This window comes from Pseudonocardia sp. EV170527-09 (assembly GCF_008369905.1).
GTDB lineage: Bacteria > Actinomycetota > Actinomycetes > Mycobacteriales > Pseudonocardiaceae > Pseudonocardia.
On the sequence record NZ_VRMC01000049.1, the window covers coordinates 18,365 to 45,256 of the forward strand.

The 26,892-nt window shown below is 75.2% G+C and carries 19 protein-coding genes; 11 read left to right on the forward strand and 8 right to left on the reverse strand.

Annotated elements, in window-relative coordinates; all coding sequences use genetic code 11:
• Positions 1–217 precede the first annotated feature (217 nt).
• Positions 218–4,627 carry an ATP-dependent RNA helicase HrpA gene (gene hrpA, locus FVA95_RS16530; protein ID WP_167306423.1) on the forward strand — a complete coding sequence of 1,470 codons (4,410 nt, stop codon included), beginning with the start codon at positions 218–220 and terminating at the stop codon, positions 4,625–4,627.
• A 29-nt stretch (positions 4,628–4,656) separates the two neighbouring features.
• Positions 4,657–5,046, forward strand: coding sequence for a VOC family protein (locus tag FVA95_RS16535; protein ID WP_149665019.1), 390 nt, complete (start codon positions 4,657–4,659; stop codon positions 5,044–5,046).
• On the opposite strand, the gene FVA95_RS16540 is transcribed toward FVA95_RS16535, so the two are convergent.
• On the reverse strand, positions 5,036–5,953 hold the full coding sequence (locus FVA95_RS16540) for a LysR family transcriptional regulator (RefSeq protein WP_149665020.1): 918 nt from the start codon (positions 5,951–5,953) through the stop codon (positions 5,036–5,038). The two genes, FVA95_RS16535 and FVA95_RS16540, sit on opposite strands and share 11 nt — an antisense overlap.
• A gap of 83 nt (positions 5,954–6,036) precedes the next feature.
• Here FVA95_RS16540 and FVA95_RS16545 point away from each other — a divergent pair, with 83 nt between their 5' ends.
• Together FVA95_RS16545 and FVA95_RS16550 are read left to right on the forward strand one after the other, a co-directional pair.
• Complete coding sequence (locus FVA95_RS16545; protein WP_149665021.1) at positions 6,037–6,855, forward strand: SDR family NAD(P)-dependent oxidoreductase; 819 nt, start codon at positions 6,037–6,039, stop codon at positions 6,853–6,855.
• Between the two features lie 117 nt (positions 6,856–6,972).
• Positions 6,973–8,175 carry an acyl-CoA dehydrogenase family protein gene (locus tag FVA95_RS16550; protein ID WP_075308701.1) on the forward strand — a complete coding sequence of 401 codons (1,203 nt, stop codon included), beginning with the start codon at positions 6,973–6,975 and terminating at the stop codon, positions 8,173–8,175.
• A 16-nt stretch (positions 8,176–8,191) separates the two neighbouring features.
• On the opposite strand, the gene FVA95_RS16555 is transcribed toward FVA95_RS16550, so the two are convergent.
• A complete protein-coding gene (locus FVA95_RS16555) occupies positions 8,192–9,412 on the reverse strand; it encodes an oxygenase MpaB family protein (protein ID WP_149665022.1) in 1,221 nt (406 codons plus the stop codon).
• Between the two features lie 56 nt (positions 9,413–9,468).
• Between FVA95_RS16555 and FVA95_RS16560 the strand changes: the two genes are divergently transcribed.
• A complete protein-coding gene (locus FVA95_RS16560; RefSeq protein WP_205015879.1) occupies positions 9,469–10,062 on the forward strand; it encodes a TetR/AcrR family transcriptional regulator in 594 nt (197 codons plus the stop codon).
• On the opposite strand, the gene FVA95_RS16565 is transcribed toward FVA95_RS16560, so the two are convergent.
• From FVA95_RS16565 to FVA95_RS16585, 5 genes are all read right to left on the reverse strand, one after another.
• Entirely contained in the window at positions 10,008–10,442 is a 435-nt protein-coding gene (locus FVA95_RS16565; RefSeq protein ID WP_020626310.1) for a rhodanese-like domain-containing protein, read from the reverse strand. The two genes, FVA95_RS16560 and FVA95_RS16565, sit on opposite strands and share 55 nt — an antisense overlap.
• The gene (locus FVA95_RS16570; protein ID WP_193564368.1) at positions 10,439–11,002 is read right to left on the reverse strand and encodes a cysteine dioxygenase family protein; all 564 of its coding nucleotides are present in this window, start codon (positions 11,000–11,002) and stop codon (positions 10,439–10,441) included. The genes FVA95_RS16565 and FVA95_RS16570 overlap by 4 nt, the downstream gene beginning before the upstream one ends.
• 212 nt (positions 11,003–11,214) lie before the next feature.
• Entirely contained in the window at positions 11,215–16,794 is a 5,580-nt protein-coding gene (locus FVA95_RS16575) for a SpoIIE family protein phosphatase (RefSeq protein ID WP_149665023.1), read from the reverse strand.
• A gap of 87 nt (positions 16,795–16,881) precedes the next feature.
• On the reverse strand, positions 16,882–17,742 hold the full coding sequence (locus tag FVA95_RS16580) for an alpha/beta hydrolase (RefSeq protein WP_149665024.1): 861 nt from the start codon (positions 17,740–17,742) through the stop codon (positions 16,882–16,884).
• Positions 17,742–20,030 carry a carboxypeptidase-like regulatory domain-containing protein gene (locus FVA95_RS16585; protein WP_149665025.1) on the reverse strand — a complete coding sequence of 763 codons (2,289 nt, stop codon included), beginning with the start codon at positions 20,028–20,030 and terminating at the stop codon, positions 17,742–17,744. Before FVA95_RS16585 ends, FVA95_RS16580 begins: the two co-directional genes overlap by 1 nt.
• A gap of 254 nt (positions 20,031–20,284) precedes the next feature.
• On the opposite strand from FVA95_RS16585, the gene FVA95_RS33510 reads away from it, so the two are divergent.
• Genes FVA95_RS33510 through FVA95_RS16595 form a run of 3 tightly spaced genes read left to right on the forward strand, consistent with a single transcriptional unit; the run spans position 20,285 to position 23,106 of the window.
• Positions 20,285–20,998 (forward strand): 4-alpha-glucanotransferase, encoded by a 714-nt coding sequence (locus FVA95_RS33510; protein ID WP_255474652.1) that lies wholly within the window; start codon positions 20,285–20,287, stop codon positions 20,996–20,998.
• Positions 20,937–22,262: a 4-alpha-glucanotransferase gene (gene malQ / locus FVA95_RS16590; protein ID WP_255474653.1), complete on the forward strand. Its 1,326-nt coding sequence runs from the start codon at positions 20,937–20,939 to the stop codon at positions 22,260–22,262. Before FVA95_RS33510 ends, malQ begins: the two co-directional genes overlap by 62 nt.
• A 28-nt stretch (positions 22,263–22,290) precedes the next feature.
• A complete protein-coding gene (locus tag FVA95_RS16595) occupies positions 22,291–23,106 on the forward strand; it encodes a 2-keto-4-pentenoate hydratase (RefSeq protein ID WP_240051545.1) in 816 nt (271 codons plus the stop codon).
• Positions 23,107–23,117: 11 nt separating this feature from the next.
• On the opposite strand, the gene FVA95_RS16600 is transcribed toward FVA95_RS16595, so the two are convergent.
• Positions 23,118–23,996 carry a diacylglycerol kinase family protein gene (locus FVA95_RS16600; protein ID WP_149665026.1) on the reverse strand — a complete coding sequence of 293 codons (879 nt, stop codon included), beginning with the start codon at positions 23,994–23,996 and terminating at the stop codon, positions 23,118–23,120.
• A gap of 53 nt (positions 23,997–24,049) precedes the next feature.
• On the opposite strand from FVA95_RS16600, the gene FVA95_RS16605 reads away from it, so the two are divergent.
• From FVA95_RS16605 to FVA95_RS16615, 3 genes are all read left to right on the forward strand, one after another.
• Entirely contained in the window at positions 24,050–24,850 is an 801-nt protein-coding gene (locus tag FVA95_RS16605; protein WP_149665027.1) for an SDR family NAD(P)-dependent oxidoreductase, read from the forward strand.
• A gap of 80 nt (positions 24,851–24,930) precedes the next feature.
• Positions 24,931–25,305 (forward strand): RNA-binding S4 domain-containing protein, encoded by a 375-nt coding sequence (locus tag FVA95_RS16610; protein ID WP_149665028.1) that lies wholly within the window; start codon positions 24,931–24,933, stop codon positions 25,303–25,305.
• Positions 25,306–25,325: 20 nt separating this feature from the next.
• Complete coding sequence (locus tag FVA95_RS16615) at positions 25,326–26,429, forward strand: quinone-dependent dihydroorotate dehydrogenase (RefSeq protein ID WP_149665029.1); 1,104 nt, start codon at positions 25,326–25,328, stop codon at positions 26,427–26,429.
• Positions 26,430–26,892: the final 463 nt, after the last annotated feature.

Consider the following 26,892-nt stretch of genomic DNA (forward strand, 5'->3'; position numbering starts at 1 on the left):
GAGCCGGGCGAACCGAGTCCCCGGGCCGCAATAGATAACCGCCACCGTGGAGTTCCGTTCGGCTGGAGCCACGATGCGCCACTCGCCGCGAGGCGACCGGCGTCCGGTTCGGACCCCATACCTCCCCTTCTCGAAATCCATTCGACGACGCCTGCGAGGCCGGTCACCATGGTCGGCGCACGCCCGGTCCCGGGCGAGCAGGCAGACTGAACGAACGATGTCCAGCGAACCCGTCCCGTCTCCGACCTCCGCACAGCCGTCGTCGCACGACCGACCGCGCCGACCCCGCCGCCGACCCGGCGCCCGGGGCGAGCACCAGCCGCGCGGCGGGAACTCCGGCACCCCGCAGGACACACCTCCACACGAGACCACCTCAACGGACCTCGCCGCAGCGCAGGCCGCCCCCGGGACGGAGGGCGCCGCGCGCGGCGTCCCGGCCCGCGATCAGCAGCGCCGCCGTGCATCGACGCAGCGCCGCCGCGGGCCTCGGGGTCGGCGCGCTGCCGTCACGGCGCCCGGCCCCGACCAGCCCGGCCGTCGCGGCCCCGACCGCGACGGCCCGGCCCCCTCGGGCCCCATCCCGGCCGCAGAGACCGACGCCGGCCGGCCGCGTCGCCGCACCGGCGGGGGCCGCGACGCCGAGCCGCCGCTCCCCCCGCTCGACGACGCCGAGCTCACCGCCCTGCGCGAGCGTCTCGACTCCATCGGCCCGGCCGAGGCCGAGCGCCTGCGCGGCAGGCTGGACCGGGCCCGCGACGGGCGCGCCCAGCAGCGGGTCGCCGACGCCGTCGCGAAGGCCGAGCACCGCATCGCACGCCGGCGCGCCGCGTTGCCGCGGATCTCCTACCCCGCGACGCTGCCGGTCTCCGCGCGCCGCGAGGAGATCGCCGACGCGATCCGCGACAACCAGGTCGTGATCGTCGCCGGGGAGACCGGCTCCGGGAAGACGACGCAGCTGCCGAAGATCTGTCTCGAGCTGGGCCGCGGTGTGCACGGGATGATCGGGCACACCCAGCCGCGGCGGCTCGCCGCGCGCACCGTCGCCACCCGGATCGCCGAGGAGCTGGGCGTCGAGCTCGGCGGGGCGGTCGGCTGGAAGGTCCGGTTCACCGACGCCGTCGGCGACTCGACCATGGTCAAGCTGATGACCGACGGCATCCTGCTGGCCGAGCTGGCCGGGGACAAGGACCTGCTGGCCTACGACACGCTGATCATCGACGAGGCGCACGAGCGCAGCCTCAACATCGACTTCATCCTCGGGTACCTGACCCGGCTGCTCCCCCGCCGTCCCGACCTCAAGGTCGTCATCACCTCCGCGACGATCGACCCGGAGCGCTTCGCCCGGCACTTCGGCGCGGCCTCGGAGAGCGGCGAGCCGACGCCCGCGCCGATCGTCGAGGTCTCCGGGCGCACGTTCCCGGTGGAGGTGCGGTACCGGCCCGTCGTCGACCCCGACGACCCGGACGCCGATCCCGACCGGCAGCTGGACGACGCGATCGGCGACGCCGTCGTCGAGCTGCAGCGCGAGGGCCCCGGCGACGTGCTGGTGTTCCTCCCCGGCGAGCGCGAGATCCGGGAGGCCACCGAGGCCCTGGAGCGGCGCAACCTGCGGAACACCGAGATCCTGCCGCTCTACGCCCGCCTGTCGACGGCCGAGCAGCAGCGCGTGTGGGCGCCGCACGCCGGCAACCGGGTCGTGCTGGCCACCAACGTCGCCGAGACCTCGCTGACCGTCCCCGGCGTCCGCTACGTCGTCGACACCGGGACCGCGCGCATCTCGCGCTACTCGCGCCGCCTCAAGGTGCAGCGGCTGCCGATCGAGAAGATCTCCCAGGCCTCGGCGAACCAGCGCTCCGGTCGCTGCGGCCGCACCTCGGACGGCATCGCGATCCGGCTGTACGCCGAGGACGACTTCGACGCCCGCCCCGAGTTCACCGACCCGGAGATCCTGCGGACCAACCTGGCGTCGGTCGTGCTGCAGATGATCGCCCTGGACCTGGGCGAGATCTCGGAGTTCCCGTTCGTCGAGCCGCCGGACCGGCGCGCCGTCGCCGACGGTCTGGACCTACTGCACGAGCTCGGCGCGCTGCGGCCGGACCGGCGCTCGCTGACCGCCGTCGGGCAGTCGCTGGCGCGGCTGCCGGTGGACCCCCGGCTGGGCCGGATGCTCGTCGAGGCGCACCGCAACGGCTGCCTGCGCGAGGTGCTGGTCATCGCCGCCGCCCTGAGCGTGCAGGACCCGCGCGAGCGGCCGACCGAGCAGCGCCAGGCCGCCGACGAGCGGCACCGCCGCTTCGCCGAGGACGGCTCGGACTTCCTCGCGTTCCTGCGGCTGTGGGACCACCTGCAGCAGCGCCGCGACGAGCTGTCGGGCAGCCGGTTCCGGCGCGAGCTGCGCGAGGACTTCCTCCACTACCTGCGCGTGCGCGAATGGTGGGACCTGCACGGCCAGCTCCGGCAGGCCGCACGCAGCTCCGGAATGGAGGTCAACGACCACGACCCCGAGTGGCCGCGGCACGCCGACCGGATCCACCAGTCCGTCCTCGCCGGTCTGCTGTCGCAGGTCGGCATGCAGGACCCGCTCTCCGAGAAGAACACAGGGAAGGGCGCGGAGAAGGGCACAGCCGGCAGGAAGGAGCGCAGGGGCCCCAAGGACTACCTGGGTGCCCGCGGCGCGAAGTTCGCGATCTGGCCCGGCTCGGGGCTGGCGCGCAAGCCACCGCGCTGGGTGATGGCCGCCGAACTCGTCGAGACGACGAGATTGTGGGCGCGGACCGTCGCACCGGTGCAGCCGGACTGGATCGAGCCGCTCGCCGAACATCTCGTCAAGAAGACGTATTCGGAACCGCGCTGGTCACGCAAGCGCGGGAGCGCCGTCGCGACCGAGCGGGTCACCCTGCACGGGCTGCCGCTGGTCGCCGACCGCACTGTCGCCTACGGCCGGATCGACGCCGAGGTGAGCCGCGACCTGTTCCTGCGCCACGCTCTCGTCGAGGGCGACTGGGACACCCGGCACCCGTTCTTCCACGCCAACCGGGAGCTGCTCGACAGCGTCGAGGAGCTGGAGCACCGGGCGCGCCGGCGCGACCTCGTCGTCGACGAGGACACCCTGTTCGCCTTCTACGACGAGCGGGTCCCCGCCGACGTCGTCTCCGGGGCGCACTTCGACCGCTGGTGGAAGCGGGAGTCGACGCGGTCCCCGGACCGGCTGACCTACACCGAGGAGATGCTCGCGACCGAGGCCGCGAAGCAGGTCGACCGCGACCACTACCCCGACCACGTCGAGGCGGGCGGGCTGACGCTGCCGCTGTCCTACGCCTTCGAGCCGGGCCACCACGAGGACGGCGTGACCGTCGACGTGCCGGTGGCGGCGCTGAACCAGGTCGACCCGACGCCGTTCACCTGGCAGGTGCCGGGGCTGCGCGAGGAGCTCGTCACCGCGTTGATCCGGACGCTGCCGCGGAACCTGCGCCGCAACTTCTCCCCCGCCCCGGACCACGCGAAGGCGGTGCTGGCCCGGTTGCGCGGCGAGACCGGGCGACGTCCGCTGCTGGACGTCCTGGAGGACGAGCTCGGCCGGATGCGCGACGTGCACATCCGGCGCGAGGACTGGGAGCTGGAGCGGCTGCCCGAGCACCTCACGGTGACGTTCCGGGTGCTCGACGAGTCCGGTGCCGAGCTGGCCCGCGACACCGACCTGGACCGGCTGCGCCGCGCCCTCGCCCCGAAGGTGCGGGAGGAGCTGGCCGCCGCGGGCAGCGATGTCGAGGCGACCGGGCTGACGTCGTGGACGATCGGCGAGCTCCCCCGCGAGCTGCCGATCCGGCGCGGCGCGCACACGGTCACCGGTTACCCGGGCCTGCGCGACCGCGGCACGAGCGCCGACGTCCGGGTGTACGCGACGGCGTCCGAGCGCGACCCCGCCCACCACCGCGGCGCCCGGCGGCTCCTGCTCCTGAACAGCACCCACCCGGGCAAACAGGTGCAGCGGGGTCTGGACAACCGGGCACGGCTGGCGCTGTCGCGCAACCCGCACGGCTCGCTCGACGCCCTGCTCGACGACTGCACCACCGCCGCCGCCGACCACCTGATGGTCCGTGGCGGCGGCGACCCGTTCGACGAGGCGCAGTACGCGCGGCTCGCGGAGCTGCTGCGGATGCGGATGCCGTCGACGACGCTGCAGGTCCTCGACGCCGTCCGCGGCGTACTGGAGGTGTGGCACCGGGTGGGTGCGGCGCTGGCGGACCTGCGCGGCCCGGCCACCCGCGACGGCGTCGCCGACGTGACGGCGGTCGTGGGCCGGCTGACCGCGCCGGGCTTCGTCACCGCCGCCGGGGCGACCCGGCTCGGCGACGTGAAGCGCTACCTGCAGGGCTGCGAGCTGCGGCTGGAGAAGCTGCGCGCCGACCCCGCCCGCGACGCCAGGTGGACCGCCGAGATCGCCCCGGTCGAGGCCGAGTACCGCGGGCTGCTCGCCGCGTTGCCCGAGGGCACCGAGCCGTCGCCGGCGCTGCGGGAGATCGGCTGGATGGTCGAGGAGCTGCGCATCTCGCTCTACGCCCACCCGATGAAGACCCGGCACCCGGTGTCGGTGCGGCGGATCGAGCGGGCGATCGACGAGCTGTGACCGTCGGGGGTCGCGGGCACACTGCGACCATGACCGATGCACCGATCGCCATGTTCCGTCTCTTCGCACTCGACTGCCCGGACCCGATGGAGCTCGCCCGGTTCTACTCGGCGATCACCGGCTGGCCGGTGATCGGCCCCACCGACACCGACCCGGACTGGGTCGAGCTCGACCCGGGTGGGGCGGGCGCCACGCTGGCGTTCCAGCAGATCTCCGAGGGGGAGTTCACCCCGCCCGAGTGGCCCGGGCAGGTGCGCCCGCAGCGCGGGCACGTCGACTTCGTCGTGCCCGACCTCGACGCCGGGGAGGCCGCGGTGCTGGCGATCGGGGCGCGCAAGCACGACGTCCAGCCCGCGCCGGCGAGCTTCCGGGTGTTCCTCGACCCGATCGGGCACCCGTTCTGCCTGGTCAAGGAGTAGCAGGCGCACCCAGTGCCGCCGCCTCCTCCCGGATCGCCCGCACGAGAGCCGAGGCGGCGCCCGACGGCGCGCCGGCGGTGACCGCGAGCAGCGCACGGTCCGGTACGACCGGGTTGCGCACCGGGATCCAGCGCACGTCGCGCGGCACCGAGTCCGCGGCGAGGCCGGGCACCACGGTGACGGCCAGCCCGGCGGCGACCAGCCCGAACCGGGTCGCCCAGTGGCGCGCCTCGTAGCCGATGTGCGGCTCGGACAGGCCCGGCCACGCGCCGAACTGCGGCTCGCCGGCCGGGCCCGCTCCGGCCACCCAGGTCTCGCCGACCAGGTCCTCCACGTCGAGCACGTCCCGGTCGGCGAGCCGATGCGTCCGGCCGACGGCGACTCCCGAGCCACGGGGGACGTGCAGCGTCTCGGCACGCAGGCCGTCGAGGTCCGGCGCGGGGAGCCCGTCGCCCACCGCGACCACCGCCACCTCCACCTGTCCGGCACGCAACCGTCGCACCTGGACCGGGCTCGCCGCCTCCTGCAGGGCGACCCGCAGGCCCGAGTGCCGGGCACGCGTCCTGGCGACGGCCCTCGGCAGCAGCACCGCCGTCGCCGTCGGGAACCCCGATGCCACGAGACTCCCGGCGAAGCGGTCGCGCACTCCGGCGACCTCCTCGAGCGCGCCGTCGAGCTCGGCGAGCACCCGGCCCGCCCGCCGGACGACGACCTCACCGGCGGCCGTCGGCCGCACCCCGCGCGGCAACCGCTCGAACAGCTCCGAGCCCGCGGCGGCCTCCGTGGCCGCGACCTGCCGGGACACCGCGGACTGCGTGTAGCCGAGCACGGTCGCCGCGCCGCTGAACGAGCCCTGCCGGGCGACCTCGAACACGGTCCGCAACCCGGCGACGGTCAGCTCGGCCATGGCCCCATGGTATGCGTCCTTCTCATACCTGTCGTGCACAGGTCTCGCTTGTCGCATGTGCCGGTACGACGCACGCTGGAGCCATGACGAACGACAAGGTGTGGTTCCTGACCGGCGCGTCGCGGGGCTTCGGGAGGCTGTGGGCCGAGGCCGCGCTGCGGCGCGGTGACCGGGTCGCCGCCACGGCGCGGGACGTGCGCACGCTCGACGGTCTCGTCGCCGCCCACGGCGACGCGGTGCTCCCGCTCTCCCTCGACGTCACCGACCGCCGGGCGGTGGCCGACGCCGTCCGCCGGACCGTCGAGCACTTCGGGCGGCTCGACGTCGTCGTGAACAACGCGGGGTACGGGCACTTCGGTGCCGTCGAGGAGCTGAGAGAGGACGAGATCCGTGCGCAGATGGAGACCAACTTCTTCGGCGCACTGTGGGTGCTGCAAGCCGCCCTGCCCGTCCTCCGCCGCCAGCGCAGCGGACATCTCGTCACCGTGACGAGCGAGGGTGGCGTCCGCGCGTTCCCCGGGATCGGCGCGTACCACGCGTCGAAGTGGGCGGTGGAGGGGCTTACGCAGTCCCTCGCAGGCGAGGTCCGCGAGCTCGGGATCCGCGTCACGAACGTCGAGCCAGGCCCGTACGCGACGGGGTGGCTCGACGCCACCCGGCACAGCGCGCCGCTGCCGGACTACGACCACGTCCGGGACTCCGCGGGGACCTTCGACGTCGGGGACCCGGAGGCGACGGTCCCCGCGCTGCTCGCCGTCGTCGACGCCGAGGACCCGCCTCTGCGGGTGTTCTTCGGCCGGTCGTTCGAGGCCGTCCGAGCGCAGTACCTGGCACAGATCGCGGAGTGGGAGCGCTGGCAGGACGTGGCCCTGGAGGCGTTCGGGCCGGTCCGGGCCGGATGACCGGTGCGGGCCGGCGCCCGCACCGGAGCCGGATTCGTTCGCCACCGCACGGATCCGGCGGGGTCGGCGGATCGGTGTGAGGATCAGGTCTCCGTCGACGGCGAGGGGCCCGCGATCATGACCGCACCGACCACCCCGTACACCGAGCTGGGCGAGGCCCTGGGCACCGACTTCTTCTCGGTGCGCGACCAGTTCACCGACGAGCAGTGGCAGCGCTTCGCCGACACCCGCACGTTCGTCGACTCCGAGGTCCTCCCCGACATCAACGACTACTGGGAGCGCGCCGAGCTGCCCTGGCACCTGTTCCGGCGGTTGCCGGAGCTCGGGGTCGTCGGCGAGGACATCCAGGGCTACGGGGCGGCCGGGATGAGCCCGCTCGCGCTCGGCCTCGTGCACATGGAGCTGCACCGCGGCGACGGCTCGCTCGGCACGTTCCTCGGGGTGCACGCGGGCCTGGCGATGAAGGCGATCGCGATGTGCGGCTCGGAGGAGCAGAAGCAGCGTTGGCTGCCGTCGATGTCGACCATGGACTCTCTCGGCGCGTTCGCGCTGACCGAGCCGATGCACGGCTCGGACTCGGTCGCGCTGGAGACCACCGCGACCCGCGACGGCGACCACTGGGTGCTGCGCGGGTCCAAGCGCTGGATCGGCAACGGCAGCGTCGCGGACCTGGTGGTCGTGTGGGCGCGCGACACCGACTCCGGCGAGGTGCTCGGGTTCGTCGTCGAGACCCCGGCCGAGGGATACCGGGCCACCGTCATCCCGGGGAAGGTGTCGCTGCGGGCGCTCTGGCAGGCCGACATCGAGCTGGACGGGGTCCGGGTGCCGGAGGAGAACCGGCTGGCACGGGCGCGGACGTTCGCCGACTGCGCCGCGGTGCTGGCGACCACCCGGGGCACCTGCGCCTGGATGGCGCTGGGCCACGCGACCGCCGGCTACGACGCCGCCCTGCGCTACGCCCTGGAACGCGAGCAGTTCGGCAAGCCGCTGGCGAGCTTCCAGATCGTGCAGCAGCGGCTCGTCGCGATGCTCGCCGACCTGACCGGCATGCAGCTCTACTGCATGCAGTCCGCGCGCCTGGCCGAGGCGGGGAAGCTGTCCCCGACCGTCGCGGGGCTGGCGAAGATGCACAACACCCGGACCGCCCGCAAGATCCTCTCCGAGGCGCGGGACCTGCTCGGCGGCAACGGCATCCTGCTGGAGCACCACGTCGTACGGCACTGGGCCGACATCGAGGCCATCCACACCTTCGAGGGCACCGAGACGATCCAGACCCTCATCGTGGGCCGCGACGTGACCGGGATCAGCGCGTTCACCTGATCCCGGCGGGCGCAGGTCAGGCGGGCAGGTCGCGCGGGCCGGGCTTCTCGCGGCCGAACCGGCGGGCGAGGTCGGCCTCGACGCGGCGGTCCGAGAGCCGCTCCAGCCACCGCCGCCCCCGGGCCGTCCGCGCGACGAGCAGCGACTCGACCAGGTTGCGCAGCACCTGCGACGGCCACATCCACGGCGCGGTCACCGGCAGGTCCAGGTCGCGCAGGCCCTCGGCGCGCAGAAACACCCGCAGCAGCGACAGCAGCCGTCGCCGCTCCCAGGCGCCGCGGAGCCGGTCGACCCGGCCGCCGGTCCGCTCGCTGCGCAGCCCCTCGACCAGGGCGCCCGCGAGCTGCGGGCCTGCCGGGGTGACCTCGCCCTGGGCCAGCACGATGTGGTGGTTGAACGCGTTCTGCTCGCGCTCGGTGTCGAACAGCCAGTCGTCGTCGACGCCGATGAGCCACCCGACGTAGCGCCACAGGTGCATGATCGCGGCGCCGTCGGCGCGCGGGACGTGCCGCCCGAGCAGGCGGCAGCCGAGGATCGCGGTGCTGTTGAACAGTCCGAGCGTCGCCGCGGCGTCGGACTGGTTGATCGGCAGACCGTGGGTGTCGACGTCGTAGCGGTCGCCGCGTTCGAACCGCTCCGCGACGAGCGCGTGCATCGCACGCACGTGCAGCGTGGCCACCCAGCCCTCCCCGCCCGGCTCCATGCCGCCGGGACGGCTGACGGCGAACGCCCACGCCTGGGTCTCGCCGAGGCGTCGCATCGCACCGGCGCCGGTGAGCCCGCCGGTGCGGACGAGCAGCTCGGTGGGGCCGCCGTAGCGGTAGCCGCCGATCAGTGACAGGCCGAGCAGCACGTCGTCGCGGCTGCGGCCGAGCCTGCGGTAGGCGCGTGCGCCGCGTTCGAGCAGGTCCCGGTCGAGCCAGTCCGGGTCCGCTGTGACGGCGGCGAAGAAGTCCCGCAGCGCGGGCGGCGCGTCGACCGGTGCGGCACCCGCGGCGAGCGCGGTGTGCAGGGCGCGCATGGTCACCTGCTGCGGGTCGTCGCGGTCGCGCCCCATCGCGCGGGCCAGCGCGGCGCCGGTCTCGTCGCGGGTGAGCATCCGGCGGCCGATCTCGGCCAGCAGTGCCGGGTCGGGGTCGCGGACCCCGGCGACCAGGCCGAGCGGACGGGCGATGCGCGCCGCGCGTTCGGGCGCACTGCGGAAGCGTCGCGGGGCGACGGGCGGCTCTGCCAGCATGGACGAATGCTGACACGAGCAAATGCTCGCTTTCAACGCGCGTTCCGGGACACCCGGTGACCGCCCGCCGGGCCCGGCGGCGCGAGCCGCGCCAGGAGCGATCCCGGACGATGGTGGAGCGGATCGCGGCCGTCGCCGGGGTGTCGCCCGGGTCGCTCTACCAGTACTTCCCGGACAAGGACGCGGTGCTCACCGAGGTGCTGGACCGCTACCTCGACGCGATGGAGGCTCGCGTCTCACGCGCGTTCCTCGACTCGGTCGCCACGGCCGGGCCGGACGCCGGGACCGCCACAGCGGTGCGCGCGACGCTGGACGCGCTGCTCGACACGTTCGGCGAGGAGCCGGACCTGCTGCGGGTGATCGTCGAGCAGCTGCCGCGTTCCCCCGGCGGGCGCCGCGCCGCGTTCGCCGGCCGGATCGACGACCTGGTCACGACGGTGCTGCTGACCCGCGGGGCCGGGGACACCGACGCGGCGCGGGCCGCGGCGTGGACGGTCGTGCGGACCGTCGAGCACCTGACCACCGGCTACGTGCTGGAGCGGCCGGGGTTCGCGCGTGCGGTCGTCGTCGACGAGCTGACCGCGCTGGTGGCGGGCTACCTGGACGCGCGCCTGTCCGGCGGGCGAGTGGCGTCCGACGGACCGTCCTGACCGGGCTCGACCGGGAGTCCGGCCGCGGCCCAGGCGCGAAAACCGCCGTCGACGTCGGTCGCCCGGTGCAATCCGATGTCCTGCAGCGACGCGGCGGCCAGACTGGAGCTGTAGCCCTCCGAGCAGAACAGCACCCAGGTGACGTCGTGGTCGACGGCCTCGGGGACGCGGGCGTCGGAGGTCGGGTCGAGCCGCCACTCCAGGTGGTTGCGCTCGATCACCAGCGCACCCGGGATCTGCCCTTCCTCGCGGCGCTGCCAGCCCGGCCGGGTGTCGACCAGGTGCGCCCCGGCGGCGGCGAGCTCCGCGGCGCGCTGCGGGGTGGGCCGGTCGAGCCGGGCGCGGGCGGCGACGAGCAGGTCGGCGACGGTGCGGCTCATCCGACACCCTGCCCGGGTTCGACGAGCTCGGTGCGGGTGCGGCGCAGGCGGTGGTGCCCGGTGGTGCCCGCGACCTCCTCGACGTCGTAGTACGACATCGCCGACAGCGGCGGCGAGTAGGCGTGCACGCTCACCGCGGGGGCCTCGGCGGTGTTCGCGACGTCGTGCACGTGGCCCAGCGGGAACCCGGCGCCGCGGCCGTGGCGCAGGGTGCGGGTGCGCAGCCCGGACGGGCCGCTCCAGCGGCGCTCGGTCAGCGAGCCCGACACCACGGTCAGCGCGCCGAGCGAGCCGGCGTGGTCGTGCAGCTCCGCGATCTGCTCGGTGGCCCAGCTGATCAGCCAGACGTCGACGAAGCCGTCGCTGCGCAGCAGCCGGTACCAGCGGCGGTCCGGGTCGACGACGACCTCGTGCCGCCCGGCGCGCACCTCGGCGGCGATCTCGCGGGTCAGCTCCTGCAGGTCCTCGAGGCCGTACGGGGTGGGCGCGGTGACGGGCCGCGCGTGCGGGACACGCAGGCGGGCGGGGCGGGACGCGGACAGGGAAGCGGGCGCGGACACGGTGATGCTCCAGGGGAAGGTCGGGGCGAGCAGGGTCGAGGGACTCAGCTCGGGCGACAGCCCTGGTCGAAGTGGTCGGCGCGACGGGTCCCCCACAAGGGTCCGAGGGTCGCTGCCTGACTCATGTCCCGCATGCCATCACAGCGACGGGCACCGCTTCAACCCGCCGTCCGACCCGCGGGAGGGCCCCGCGGGTGTCCGGACAGGTCGGGTCAGGCGCCGTCGTCGTCGGACATGCCGATGACGGTGTCGAGACCCGACAGGACCAGCGAACGACGGGCCTGGCTGCCGGCGGGCGCGACGAGGGTCAGCGCGGCCCCTCCTGCCCGCATCCGGCGCGCGACCTCCGACAGCAGGGCCATCCCGGCGCTGCTGACGAACGCCTCCCCGGGCAGGTTCAGGGTGATCGGCAGCCCGCGGTCGACGTGCTCCATCAGCGGGGCCCGGATCGCCGAGACCCCACCGAGGTCGAGGTCGCCGACGATCCCGATCCGCACGCCGTGCGCGTCCGGGACGGCACGCAGTCGGGCCCGGACGGTGCCGTCGTCACCCTCGCCGGACGAGGTGTCGTCCCGGTCGCGGTCCGGTTCGGGCTCCCCGGCGACGAACTCCACCGGCGGACCCGCGCCCGGGGTGCCCACCTCGACCGGGATCGCGGGCAGCAGGAACCGCACGGTGGTGCCGGAGTCCGACGCGTCGATGTGCACGTCCCCGGCGAGCTCGCGGATGAGCGCAATGCCGCGGCCGCGGTAGCCGGGGTCGGCCGGCGGGGGCCGCCAGCGTCCGCCGTCGGTGACGCGCACCGCGACCGAGCCGTCGGCGGTCAACGCCAGGTCGACGTCGACTCCGGCGCGCCCGTCGGTGTCCTCGGGCAGGTAGGCGTGCTCGATGGAATTGGTGACGGCCTCGCCGACGGTCAGCTGCAGGTCGCTGACCGCGTCCGGGCCCATCCCGCACCGCGCGGCCCAGGCCGCCACCGCGCGACGCAGCGGGGCGAGCCGTTTCGGGTCGGCCTCGATCGCGATCCGCAGCGGCGGCGGCATCAGCCGCGCGACGACGACGACCGTGTCGTCCGGGATGACCATCCCCTCGGACATCCGGTGCAGCAGCGTGTCCGCCATGTCGCGGGGCTGCGCGGCGGACAGCTCGTCGAACGCGGCGGACAGCCGGGCCAGGCCGTCGTCGATGACCTCGTCGCGGCGTTCGAACAACCCGTCCGAGCAGAGCAGGATCGTCTCGCCGGGTTCCATCCGGTCCACGGCCTCGGGGAACGGTGGCCGACCCGAGATCCCCAGCGGCACGCCGCGGCCCTCGGACAGGGTCCGCACCCCGTCCGGGCCGGCGACCAGCGGCGGGGGGTGCCCGGCGCTGGCGTAGCGCATCTCGCCGGACCCGGTGTCGATCGTCGCGATGGCCACGGTGCTGGCCATCGCGCCGCGCACCCGCAGCGCGTACTGGTCGAGCTGTTCCAGCGCCCGCGCCGGGGGCTGGCCGTTGACCAGGTTCGACGCGACCGCGGACCGCAGCTGCCCCATCACCGCGGCCGCCGCCGGGCCGCGGCCGACGACGTCGCCGACGACGAGCGCCACCAGATCGTCCCCGAGGTCCAGGACGTCGAACCAGTCGCCACCGGCCTCGGTGCCCTGGGTACCGGGGCGGTAGCGGGTGGCCAGCGACAGCCGTTCGATGTCGGGCAGGCGTTGGGGCAGCAGGCTGCGTTGCAGGGTGACCGCGACCTCGTGCTCCGCCTGGTGCAGCTGGGCGCGGACGATCGCCTGCGCGCACTGGTTGGCCAGCGTGAGCACGAAGCTGCGCTGCTCGGGGGTGAACACCGGCTCGACCGGGAACCGCAGCCCGATGACGCCGATGGGGCGGGCCGCGACCATCAGCGGCACCGCGGTCTGCACCGGGTAGCGCCGGACCTCCCCCTCGGCTGCCTCGCCGGCGTTCCAGATCGGCTCCCCGCTGCTGACGGCGCGGCTCAGCGGATGCGCGCGGCCGGGGGTGCGCATCGGCGGGCCGTCGGCCGGCCAGCCGGACTCGCGCAGCAGCGAGAGCGTGCCGCCCTCGTCGACGACGAGCACCGCGACCGCCTCGGCCCCGATCGAGATCCGGCCGTGCTCGACGACGACCTCGGCGACCGACTCCAGGTCGGTGGCCCTGGCCAGCCCGGTCGCGACCGCGCCGAGGCGCTCGGCGAGCCGGCGGGCCTCGGTCTCGGCCTCCAGCATCGAGGCCCGGTCCAGCGCCTGCGCGGCGAGCTCGGCGACGGCGACGGCCGCCTCCTTGTCCGCGTCGGACAGCCGTCGTTCGGTCAGCATGGCGACCGCGAGGACCCCGAGCGAGCGCCCACCGGCGACGAGCGGCAGGTAGCCGATGGTCTGGGCGTGGTCCGGTGCGATGCCGATGGCCGCGGGGTAGCGCGTTGCCCACTCGTGCGCGGTGGTGAACCACAACGGCTCGTGCCCGGACAGGACCTCGGTGAACGCCAGCGGCGCGTCGGTCCGGATCCGGGCGGCCCGCTGCCACATGTCGCGGTCCCAGCCGTGCCCGGTGAGCGCCTGCAGCCACTCGCCCCGGACCTCCCAGAGTCCCGCGTGGTCGGCGGCGAGCAGGTCGACGATGTGGTCGGCGGCGATGGCGGCGACCTCACCGGGGGTCGCGGCGGCCGACATCTTGGCAGTGGCCCGGTGCAGCAGGCCCAGGCGCTGGGCCGAGGCGCGTTCCTGCTCCAGCAGGCGGGCGTTGTCGACGGCCAGCCCGGCCCGGCGGCCGATCTCGGACAGCAGGTCCAGGTCGTCGTCGGTGTAGGGGTCGTCGGTCTCGGTGCGGACGACGGTCAGCACGGCGCTGGTGCGGCCCCGCGCGGGCAGCGGCACGACCATCACCGAGGTCATGCGCAGCCGGGTCCAGGCCCGGCGCTGTGTGGGCGCGAGCCGGCTCAGGACCTCGTCGAGGTGGGCGGCGTCGAGGATCTCGGGGCGTCCGTCGTCGGCGGCGGGGACCAGTGGGGCGAGCCGCCACAGCGAGGGTTCCAGCGCCGAGCGCTCCGCGGCCACTGCGAGGGTGCCGGTTCCGGTGACCGCGTCACCGTCGTGGACGACCGCGATGTCGGCGAGCCGGTCCTCGACGACCGCCCGGACGAGCTGGTCCGTGCGTCCGGTGCGGGTGATCTCCCGTTCCAGGGACTCGGCGACCTCGGAGTAGATGCGGTGCCTGCGCTGCTCACGGTGCTGGACGTCGATGTCGAGACAGCCGCCGACGTAGCCCGCGGAGCGTTCGCCGTCGCGGACCGGAGCGCCCCGGTCGAGCACCCAGCGGTAGCGGCCCGCCCGGTCCAGGAGCCGGTACTCGACCTCGAACGGCGCGTGCGCGCGGGCGGCGGCGGAGGTCACCGAGCGGTAGCGCTCGCGGTCGTCGGGGTGGATGCGGCGGCGCCAGTCGTGGCCCAGCTCCTGCGCGGCGTCCTCGACGCCGGTGAAGTCCAGCCAGCCGCGGTTGACGAACAGCCGGTGCCCGCCGGGGTCGTCGACCCAGATCAGTGCCGGGGTGGAGTCGGCCATGGCGCGGAACTGCAGCTCGGCGGCCCGACGGACCCGGCCGAGATGCAGGTGGTTCGCGACCCGCGCGAGCAGCTCGCGGGCGGAGAACGGGCGGACCAGGTAGTCGTCGGCGCCGGCCGCGAAGCCCTCGACGGCGGCCTCCTCCCCGGCCCGCGACGACAGCAGCACGACCGGCACCCCGACCGTGCGGGGGTCCGACCGCAACGCCCGCAGGAGCTCGATGCCACCGTTGCCGGGCAGCGCCGCATCCGCGACGACCAGGTCCGGCGGGTCGGTGCGGGCGGACTCCAGCGCGGCCGAGCCGTCGGCGACGACCCGCACGGTCCAGCGTTCGGTGAGCAGGTCGCGCAGGTAGCCACGCATCTCGCGGTCGTCGTCGACGACGAGCACCCGGTCGCGGTGGTCGACCTCCAGTCCGTCGACGACCGACCCGTCCACCGAGCGGCCGCGGGCGAGGACCGGTGGGACGTCGGCGGGCTCGTCGGGCAGCCAGCGCAGCGCCTCCGCGACGTAGGGCGCGGCGAGCTGCGGGGCGGATCGGGACCCGACCCGGGCCCGGACGAGGCGTTCGGGGGGCAGATGGGCGAAGCCCAGCGGCAGCCGCACGGTGAACGTGCTGCCCGCGCCGGGGTCGCTGGTCACGCCGATGGTGCCGCCGTGCAGGCGGACCAGCTGGCGGATCAGCGGCAGGCCGAGGCCGCTGCCGTCGCCGCTGCGGCCGTGCCGCCGGGTGGGCCGGTGGAAGCGGTCGAACACCGCGTCCAGCTCGCCCTCCTCGATGCCGGCGCCGGTGTCGGAGACCCGCAGCACGACCTGCTCGCCCTCCTGGGCGAGGTCGACGGTGATCCCGCCCTCACGGGTGTACTTGACCGCGTTGCTGAGCAGGTTGAGGACGATCTTCTCCCAGGCGTCGCGGTCCACCCAGGCCGGCCGGGCCTGCGGCGGGCAGGTCACCGACAGCTCCAGCCCCGCCCGTTCGACGACGGGCGCGAACGCGTCGACGAGCGCCGCGGTGGTCTTCCCGATCTCCGTCGGCGCGAACATGCCGTCGTACCTGCCGGTCTGCAGGGCGGAGACGTCCAGCAGACCGTCGACGAGCTTGAGCATCCGCTGCGCGTTGCGCTGCGCGAGCTCCACCTGGGCGCGGACGGCGGCGTCGTCGTGGTCGCGCAGCCGCTCCAGCGGTCCGAGGACGAGGGTCAGCGGGTCGCGGAACTCGTCGCCGAGACCGGCGTAGTACTCGGCGCGGGCCTGCTCGATCAGGCCGGCGTCGTCGCGCCGGTCGCGCTCGCGGTCGCGGGCGAGCGCGGCGGTCAGTAGGCCGCCGATGGTGCCCGCGATCAGCCGCAGGAACGAGCGGTGGTCGTCGTCGAGCGGGAGCAGCGGTGGCGCCCCGATGACGACGGCGACGCCGGTCGACCCGTCGGGGGTGTACACCGTGGCCCGCACGACGTCGGTGACCGGGACGCCGTCGTTGCCGTGGACCTCGACCGGGTCGACGGCGAGGAACTCGACGTCGGTGGCGCGGTCGGAGTCGAGGCCGTCCGGGAGCCAGTCCGCGGGCGGCGCGTCGATGCGGATGGTGGCCAGTGGGCCGGGGTCGGCGCCGATCGCCGTCACGACGGCGCAGCCGACGTCGTCGGGCAGGTCGGTCAGGACCGTGCAGAGCCGTTCGACGGCGATGTCGAGGGTCGGGGCGTCACGGGACACCTCGCCGAGCGCGGCCAGGATCGCCATCCGCCGGCCACCGACGACCTGGGCCGTGGATTCGGCGGTGAAGACGATCAGGCCCCGGACGCCGCCGTCGGGACCACGGACGGGGGTGGCGGAGAAGGTCCACCACGTCGCCTCCGGCACTCCCCACCGCTGCAGCACCAGGCGGTCGTCGCGGCGGTAGATGCCGTCACGCCGGCCGCCGAGCAGCTCCTCCAGCACCCCCGAGAGATGACCGAAGGCCGCGGGCCAGGCGTCGCGCAGCGGTGTGCCGAAGTCCCCGGGATGGTGCAGGCCCGCGTGCGGGACGAACTCGTCGTTGTAGAACACGACGAGCTCGGGTCCCCACCACGCGACGAGCGGCTGGCGGCTCTCCAGGATGAACCGGATGGTGTCCTCGAGCTCGCGGTCCCAGGTGTCGCGCGCGCCGAGCGGGGTCGCCGACCAGTCGATCGTCGCCAGCAGGTCGCGGACGGGGACGTACTCGTCCTCCGTCCGCCGGTCGAACCGATCCACCGTGCGCGCCACCCCGTTCTGCCGTTCCGGCCCCAGGATCGCACCACCGGGACGGATCCGGCGCGGTGAGGCGGGAGATCGCTCGGGTCAGGTCACCCGGCGGGCCGCGTCGCGGTGCCGGTCGAGCCAGTCCCGCAGGTCCGCGAGCGGGGCCGCCCGGCCCGGTTCGTGGTAGATCTCGTGCCAGAAGCCGTCGTACCAGAGCACGGTGGTGTCGGCGGACCCGGAGCGCTCGTCGAGCAGCCGGGTGCCCGCCGGGTCGGTGAGCCGGTCCGCGGTGCCGTGCTGCACGAGCAGCGGGATCCGCAGCTCGGCGGCCCGGACGGGCAGCTCGGCCATCTGCCGGTAGATCTCCGCGCCGAGGGCCAGTGTGGGGCGGCCGTGGTGCACGAGCGGGTCGGCGTCGTAGTCGGCGACGACGGCCGGGTCCGAGCTGATCGCGGACGTGTCGATCCCGACCGGGCGGACCGTGGGCAGCACCTTCGCGACGACCGACAGCAGCGGGACGAGCGCGGCCGGGACGGCGTCGGAGGCGAGCGCGGGAGCAGACAGCACGAGCCCGTCGAGGCGGTTCTGGTGGCGCAGCGCGTAGGCGAGCGCGATCTGGCCGCCGAGGCTGTGCCCGAGCAGGAACACCGGGATGCCGGGGTGGCGGGCGATCGTCTCGCGACGGAACGTCTCGAAGTCGGTGAGCAGGTCGTCGTAGCGGCGGACGTGCACCCGGGTGCCGCCGGAGCGGCCGTGGCCGCGGTGGTCGAGGCCGTACACGGCCCAGCCGTCGGGGACCAGGGTGTCGACGACGGTGGCGTAGCGGCCGGAGTGCTCGCCGATGCCGTGACTGACGAGCAGGACGCCGGTCGGCTCCTCGGCGGGGAGGCGGCCCTGCCAGAACAGCTCGATGCCACCGACGCCGGGGAGCCGGCCGTGGACCTCCGTGGTGCCGGTCATCAGCCCGCCAGGTCGTGCCGCACGTCGTCGCCGGCGACGAGCTCGACCTCCACGCCCGGGCCGTCGCCCGTGGTGAGCAGGTAGCGGCCGGGGTCGAGGTCGGTGAGGCGGTAGGTCCCGCCCGCCGCGGCGGTCGACGAGGCGACCGGGTCGCCGTCCTGGGAGAGCACGACCACGGCGCCCGCGGGCGCCGAGCCGTGGACCGCGGCGGCGGCGACCAGACGCAGGGTGGTGCCGGCCCGGTCGTCGCCGACGGTGCAGGTGGCGACGCCGGGCAGGTACCCGTCGGCACGGGCGACGACGACGAACGCCCCGGCGCCCGGCGCCGTGACCTGCGCCGTCCCGTCGGCGTCGGTGGTCGCGGAGCCGAGGGACCCGCCGGAGCGGTCGCGCAGCGCGACCTCGGCGCCGCGCAGCGGGGCGTCGGTGGCGTCGACGACGCGGACCTCGATGTCCTGCGGCGCGGTGCCCGGTACGACCGTCGACGGCGTGGGACCGGTCCGGGGAACGGACAGGGCCACGTCCTCGGCGCGGTCGGGGCGGACGGCGGTGGTCGGGCCGGCGTGCACAGGGGCCTCCTCGGCCTCCGGGGCGGTGGAGGACCGCTCCGGGATGGTGGGATCCGGAGTCGGGGCCTCGGCCTGCGGGTCCTGCTCCTGCGGCTCCTGCCGCTCCTGCTCCGATGGTCCCTGCTCGTGCGGCTCCCGGTGGAGCGGGGTCGGGGCGGTCGTGTCGGGCGCGGTGGCGGCGACCGGGGTGTCGTCGGCGGTCGGGCCGTCTCCCGTCGGGCCGTCTCCCATCGGTCCTCGAACAGGGGCGACCTCGGGGGCCGCGGTGTCGTCGAGAGCCGCGGTGTCATCGGGAGCCGTGGGGGCGTCGGCGGTGTCCTCCGCGTTGTCCTCTGTGGGGCCGCTGTCGGCCGCGGGCGTCCCGCGCAGCGACGGGGCGAGGTGCCGCGGTCCGTTCCCCGGACGCACCGACCGCAGGACCCGCGGGGCGGGCCGGGGCGGCGGCTCCGGGTTGTCGCCGGTCTCGCGCGCGGCGCGACCGCCGGCGGCCGCGAGCCCGATCGACGGGATCCGGCTCACCGGGGAGGTGTCGGTGGCGGTCTCGGGCGCGCCGGCCTGCTCGGGGACACGGCCCGCCCAGGTGTGCGGGGTCGAGATGCGGTCCCGGGCCTCGCGGAACTCCCGCTCGGTGTCCGGGTCGGCCGGGGCGCGCACCGACGTGCGCTCCGACGGCAGTGCCGTGACCCGCCGGACCAGGTCCGGGTCGAACGGCGCGCGGGACTGCGCCGTGGTGGCGGGCCGGGCCTCGTCGACCTCGTCGTGGGCCTCGTCGCCGGCCTTCGCATCGCCGGCCTTCTCGTCGACGGCCTTCTCGTCGACGGCGGCCCCGGAGGCCGCGATCCCCGCCGCGGTGGTCCCGGCGGTGTCACCAGCGGACGCGGTCCCGGCGGACGCGGCAACCTCGGCGTCCGCCGAGGACGCGGCCGCGGGCTCCCCGGTGGCGGTCGTCGACGTGTCCCCGGCGACCCCGGTTCCGGAGGTGGGCGTGCTGATGTCCGGCGCCGAGCTGTCCGGTCCCGGGCCGCCGATCACGGTCACCTCGTCGGCGGCGCGGGCGGCCGGGTCCGCGACGGCCCGTCGCCGTACGAACGGCGTCGGGGTCGGGGTCCGCCGGACCGGTGCCGGCTCGACGGGCTCGAGCGGCTTGCCGTCCTTGAACCCGCGCGACCAGGGCGGGCCGACCGGCCCGGCGCTCACGTCGGGGGTGACCCGCGGGACCGCCGGCAGCTCGTCGGTGGGGTCGGCCGCGCCGACCGCCTCGGTGATGTCGGGCGCCGACGACGAGGGGCCGAACTCCTCCACGGTGTCCGCGACGGCGGGGGGCCGCGGACGCTCCTCCCGCGGGCCGACCACGGCGACGGGCGTGGTCGCGGAGGCCGCGTCACCGGGATCGTCGTCCACCGCGGCGGCGGCCCCGGAGCCCGCACGGTCCGTGGCCTGCTCCTCGGCGGCCTCGGGCTCCGGCAGGTCCTCGTCCACCGGGGACACCGGGGAAGGGGACGCGGGAGGTCCCGGCGACGGGTCGGGCGCGAGCCTGCGCGACCCGTCGTCGAGGCCGCGGGCGCGGCGGTCGACGAGATCGGCGACGGTGCGCGGACGGTCCCCTTCGGACGACGCGACGTCGTCCTCCCGGCCCCGCCCCCACCGCAGGAACCCGGCGATCCCGACGGCCACCAGCACCACCACCACAACCAGCCCGAGCAGGGCCCACGTCGACATCTGCGAAGTCCTCCTGCCGGAGCTGCGCGAACCGTCGTCCACGACACGGTGCGGCCCAGGAGGAGGTGCCCGTCGCCGGGCCCCGCTGCCCGGCCGGTCACGGTGACCCGCTCGGCGCATCCGGCGACGCACCGTAGCACCGCGGACCCCCTGACCGGGGGTGGGCGGAGGCGTCCCGCGTGTCGGTCACCGACGTTGCCCGTCTCACCCCGTGCGGCCGGGCCGGACTGCTGCTCATCCGCCAGGATCGACCCATGACCAGCGACCCGGTGACCCCCGAGCTCGCCGAGATCGCCGACGCCCACGGCGTCGCGACCTCGTACCTCGACGGCAGCAGGACCGAGCAGCGGATCGACGCGGAGGTGGTCCGCACCGTCCTCGGGTTGCTGGAGGTCGACGTCGCCTCCCCCGACGCGGAACGCGTGGCACTCGCCGGGGCCCGCGAGCGCGCCGGCGCCGGGGCGCTGCCGCCGACGATCGGGCTGCGCAGCGACCGTTCCCGCACCGTGCCGGGCCGCGGGCGACTGACCGCCGTCGACGGCGCGCGGGGCGAGCAGGGCTGGGCCCGTGACGTCGACGGCGAGCTCCCCGCCGGGCTGGAGCCGGGCCGCTACGCGCTGGAGACGACGGCCGGGCGGGCCCACGTCGTCGTCGCACCGCCCACGCTGCCCGACCCGCCCCGGACCTGGGGCTGGATGCTGCAGCTCTACGCCCTGCACTCGCGCGGGTCGTGGGGCATCGGCGACCTGGGCGACCTGACCGCGCTGATCCGCGGCGGGCACGGGGCGGGCGCGGTGCTGCTCAACCCGCTGCACGCGATCACCCCGGTGCCGCCGGTGCAGCCGTCGCCGTACACGCCGCTACGCCACCCCGCTGGCGCTGCGGATCACCGACCTGCCCGCCTACGTGGCCGCCGACGCCGCGACCCGCGCCGAGGTCGACGCGCTGCGTCCGGAGACGACCGGTGACCGGATCGCCCACGACCGCGTGTGGGCGGCGAAGCGGTCCGCGCTGGAGGCGCTGTGGCGCAGCGCGGGCCATCCCGGCGACGACCTGCGCGACTTCGCGACCTACTGCGCCCTCGCCGAGCGCTACGGCGGCCGCTGGTCGCTGTGGCCGGCGGAGCTGCGCCGGCCGGACGGCCCCGGGGTCGCCGCGGCCCGCGAGGAGCTGGCCCCACGGGTCGCGTTCCACGCGTGGGTGCAGCGCCAGGCCGAGGCCCAGCTGGCCGCGGTCCGCGCCGCAGCGAAGGACGCGGGCATGCCGGTCGGGGTCATCCACGACCTCGCCGTCGGCTGCGATCCCGAGGGCGCCGACGCGTGGATGCTGCAGGACGTGCTCGCGCTCGACGCGACGGTCGGTGCCCCGCCGGACGCGTTCAACCAGCGCGGTCAGACGTGGGGCCTGCCGCCGTGGCGCCCGGACCGGCTCGCCGACACGGGCTACGCCGCGTTCGGCGACATGACCCGCGCGCTGCTCGCGCACGCCGACGGCCTGCGGATCGACCACGTCATGGGGCTGTGGCGGCTGTGGTGGGTGCCGTCCGGGCAGACCGCCGACCGCGGCACCTACGTCCACTACGACGCCGACGCGATGCTCGCCGTCCTGCTGCTGGAGGCCCACCGCGCGGGCGCGCTGGTCGTCGGTGAGGACCTGGGCACGGTGATCCCGCGGATCCGCGAGGACATGGCCGAGCGGAACCTGCTGGGCTCGACGGTGCTGTGGTTCTCCCGCGACCCCGACCCCGTGACCGGCGGCGACGACGGTCCGCTGCGCCCGCCGCGCCGCTGGGCCGAGCGGTCGGTCGCGACGATCTCCACCCACGACCTGCCGACCGCGCCCGGGTTCCTGGCCGGCGAGCAGGTGCGGGTGCGCGCCGAGCTGGGGCTGCTCGACGACCCGACGACCGAGGAGGCGAAGGCGGGCGCCGAGCGGGACGAGCTGCTGGCGCTGCTGACCGCGGAGGGGCTGCTCGACTCCCCGGACGAGACCGACGAGGACACGATCGTCGTCGCGCTGCACGCGCTGCTGGCGTCGGCGCCGTCGCGGCTGGTCCTGGCCTCCCTCTACGACGTGCTGGGCGAGACCCGGCAGCCGAACCTGCCCGGCACCGTCGACGAGTACCCGAACTGGCGGATCCCGCTGCCGGTGTCGTTGGAGGACGCGCTCGCCGACGACCGGGTCCGTCGCGTCGCCGAGGTGCTGCGCGCCCGGACCGGCCACGACGGCTGACCCGCGGCCCTGGCAGGATGCCGCCCCGATGAGCGTCGAGAACACCTCCGCCGGAATGGACCCGACCGCCGTCGACCTCGTGCGGGCCGACGGCACCGCCGGTGCGCTGTGGCAGGCCTGGACCACCGGCGAGCGGATCGCCGCGCTGCCGGAGCTGCTGCGCCCGCGCAGCCTCGCCGAGGGCTTCAGCGCGCAACGCAGGCTGTCGGAGCGGGCCGGGCCGTCCTACGGCTGGAAGCTCGCCGCGACCGCGCCCGCCGGGCAGGCCCACATCGGGGTGGACGCCCCGCTGCCGGGGGCGCTGTTCGAGCGGTTCCGGCACTCCCCCGGCGACGTGGTGCCCTCCGACGACCTGCACATGGCCGTCGCCGAGGCGGAGTTCGCGTTCGTCATGGGCGCGGCGGTCGGCGCCGACGCGACCCGCGAGGAGCTCCGGGCCGCGGTCGCCGCCGTGCACGGCGCGGTGGAGCTGCCCGAGTCGCGGTTCACCGACTTCGTCGCGGCCGGCGCGCCGTCGATGCTGGCCGACGCCGCGTGCGCCGGGCGGTTCGTGCTGGGCCCGGAGCTGCCCGGTGCTCTCGACCTGGACCTCGCGTCGACCCCGACCACCCTCCGGGTCGACGACGCCACGGCGACCGGCTCCGGCGCGGCCGTCCTCGGCGACCCGTGGGCGGCACTGGCCTGGCTCGCCGACGTCCTGCCCGGCTACGGGCTCCGGCTGGAGGCGGGCACGGTCGTCACCACGGGGACGACGACCAGCCCCGTGCCCGTGCACCGTGGCGCCCGGGTCCGGGCGAGCTTCGGCGACGACCTCGGCTCGGTGGAGTTCAGCCTCGCCCCGTGACCGGCCGGGCGTCAGCGCACGACGTTCAACGCCCCCGCCGCGCAGCGGATGCGGATCGCGGTCCCGGCCGCGACCTCGTCGACCTCGCCGTCGATCTGCACCGGCATCGGCCCGCACGCGGTGAACCGGAAGTCCGATGTGGAGGGCTGGCGGCCGAGTCCGGAGAACGCCGCCCGGGCGGCCACCCAGAGCTGCTTCCACTTCGGACGGTGCTCCAGCAGCACGACCTCGAACCGGCCGTCGTCGGGACGACTGGTGGCCGACAACTCGGCGACCTTGGCCATCTCGCCGATGTTGGCGAAGACCAGGTTGTCGATCCGGCGCCGGTCGCCGCGGGAGAACTCCACCTCGAACGGGGTGAACGCCCAGAACGCCCGCACCGTGGTGATGACCTCCCGGATGCTGCCCTTGCCGCCCTTCTCGATCTGCAGCGCGACGACCGGGGTCAGCCCGAACCCGATGTAGGAGTGCGCGTAGCGCGGCGGGTCCTCGTCGCGGTGCATCTCAAGCAGGTCCATCGGCTCGGGGCGGCCGTCGAGGATCGCCTCGGCCAGCGGACGACGTGCGGTGACGCGGTCGTGGTCGTTCGCGTTCCCGGCGGCCAGCACGGCGGCCGCGGCGGCGGTGCCCGGCACGTCCATGATCCCGTTGACGACCTCGTTGTAGCCGCCGTCGCCGGACGCCGAGACGATGAGCGGGCGCCCACCGGCGGACGCGGCGTCCCGGGCGATGCCCCGGGCGTGCCCGGCGTACTCTGTGGGTACCAGCCGTACGCTCAGCTCGGGCCGGGCGGCGTGGAGCTCGTCGCGCAGCTGTTCGGCGAGCACGTCGGCATCTCCGGTACTGCCCGGGTTGAAGACCACCAGCACGGAGTCGATCGGCTCAGCCACGCGCACACCGTAGACGCCTGCGGCCCCGCCACCGTTGCGGCACGGTGGGTGTCATGGATCTGCAACTGAACGGGCGTCGGGCGATCGTCACGGGCGGGAGCCGCGGCATCGGGTTGGCGACGGCCAGGGCGCTCGCCGACGGGGGCGCCCGGGTCGCGTTGTTCGCGCGTGACGCCGGGGCCCTGGAGTCCGCCGCGGCCGCGCTGCGCGCCGAGGGGGCACCGGAGGTGCTCGCCGTCGCCGTCGACACCACCGACGACGACGCGGTCCGCCGAGGCGTCGCCGCGGTCGCGGACCGGCTCGGTGGGGTGGACGTGCTGGTGAACGCCGCCGCGCATCCGGCGAGCGCGGGCCCGCCGACCGACCTGGCCTCCATCACCGACGACGCGGTGCGGATCGAGCTGGAGACGAAGGTGCTCGGCTACCTGCGGTGTGCGCGGGCCGTCGCGCCGCTGATGCGCGCGCAGGGGTGGGGCCGGATCGTGAACGTCAGCGGTCTGAACGCGCGGAGGTCGTCGTCGCTGGTGGGGTCGGTGCGCAACGTCGCGGTGGCCTCGATGACGGCGGCGCTCGCCCAGGAGCTGGGTCCGCACGGCATCAACGTGACGGTCGTGCACCCCGGTGTCACCGAGACCGAGCGGACGCCCGCCGCCCTCGCCGCGCGGGCGGAGTCGGCGGGGATCACCGAGGCGCAGGCGCGTGCGGAGCTCGACGCGACGACGACGATCGGTCGCATCACGACCGCCGCGGAGGTCGCCGACATCATCACCTTCCTGTGCTCGCCCCGTTCGGTCGCCGTCACCGGGGACGCCGTCGCCGCGGGTGGAGGGACACCGGGGGTCGTGCACTACTGACGCCCGGCGAGCGGACCGCCGCCGCCCGACCGCAGCGCCGGATCGGCCCGGACGGCCCTCCCGGATGGCACGATGGTCGGATGGAGGGGACCCGCGTGGACCGGTGGCTGTGGTCGGTGCGTCTGGCCAAGACCCGCGCCGACGCCGCGACGGCCTGCCGCGGCGGGCACGTGCGGATCAACGACCGGCCCGCGAAGCCGGCCGCGACGGTGCAGGTCGGCGACCGGGTGCGGGTGCGGGTGTACGACCGGAACCGGATCGTCGAGGTCACCCGGGTGATCGAGAAGCGGGTCGGCGCGCCGATCGCGCAGGAGTGCTACGTCGACCACACCCCGCCGGAGCCGACCCCCGCGGGGCAGCCGCTGTTCGCCCACCGCGACCGCGGGGCGGGGCGCCCGACGAAACGCGACCGCCGGATGCTCGATCAGCTGGGGCTGTCCCGCCGCACCTCCTAGGCCGGTGTGAGGATGAGGGCATGTACGACGCCCTCATGCGCCACGTGCTCCGGCACCTCCCGTCCGAGTCCGCGCACCGGATGGGGTTCGGTGTGGTCCGCGCACTCGGGACCGCGCCCGTCGTGGGTGAGCGGGTCGCGGAGCGGCTCGCCCCGTCGGACCCGGTGCTGCGCACCCGGGCGCTGGGTCTGGAGTTCGCCGGCCCGCTCGGTCTGGCCGCCGGTTTCGACAAGGACGCCGAGGGTGTTCTCGCACTCGGCAGGCTCGGGTTCGGAGCGGTCGAGATCGGGACGGTGACCGGGCGGGCGCAGCCCGGGAACCCGCGGCCCCGCCTGTTCCGGTTCGTCGACGACGCCGCCCTGGTCAACCGGATGGGCTTCAACAACTCCGGTGCTGGGACCGTCGGGCCGCGCCTCGCCGCGCTGCGCACCCGCCCCGGACCGGGGATGCCGGTGCTGGGGGTCAACATCGGCAAGAGCAAGGCGGTGCCCGCCGAGGACGCGGCGTCGGACTACCGCGCGAGCGCCGCCGCGCTGGGAGCCTACGCCGACTACGTCGTGGTCAACGTCAGCTCACCGAACACCCCCGGTCTGCGGGACCTGCAGCAGGTCGACGTGCTGGAGCCGCTGCTCGTCGCGGTCCGCGAGGAGCTGGACCGGGTCTCCGGCGCTCGTCGTGTCCCGCTGCTCGTGAAGGTCACCGTGGACCTGGCCCCGGAGGACCTCGACGCCGTGGCCGACCTGGCCCGGCGCCTGCGCCTCGACGGGGTCGTCGCCACGAACACGACCGTGTCACGCGACGGCCTGCGCACCGCTCCCGACGTCGTCGCCGCTGCCGGTGCCGGCGGCTTGTCCGGACGCCCGTTGACCGAGCGTGCCCGGGCGGTCGTCCGACAGCTGCGCACCCGGCTCGACGACGGCCAGGTCGTCATCTCCGTCGGTGGGATCGCCGACGCGGAGGAGGCCTACCGGCGGATCCGCTCCGGTGCGGCGCTGGTGCAGGCCTACACCGGGTTCATCTACGGCGGTCTGCTCTGGCCCGCGCGGGTCCACCGGGAGCTCGCGGCGCTGCTGCGCGCCGACGGTTTCTCGTGTGTCGACGACGCCGTGGGTTCTGATCTCTGACGCCTGCAGTGGCCGGCGTTCCCGCCGGCCGCTGTTCTCCACCGCTGGTCCCACGACCGAGACTCCGCTCTCATGTCCCCTCTCGCCAACGGCGCAGGGTCGCGGCTCGCGGACGGCGCAGGGTCGTGGTGGGGCGGTGTGGTCGCGGTGGACGGGGTCACCGGGGGCCACCCTCCCGGACCGGATCGGCGCCCACTCTCACCCCGCCTGGGTGCGTTCGACCTCGCACACCGTCCTACGACCTCGCAGACCCTGCAGAGGATACGAGGTCACAGAAACCTGTGCGACGTGCCGCACCCGGCGGGCCACGTAGTGGAGCGGATCGGAAAGAGCCCCGAAAACAAGTAATGCCCCGGACAATAAAGTCCGGGGCATCACCTGATCATGTTGAATGTCGGCGGCGACCTACTCTCCCACACCCTGGCGAGTGCAGTACCATCGGCGCTGGAAGGCTTAGCTGCCG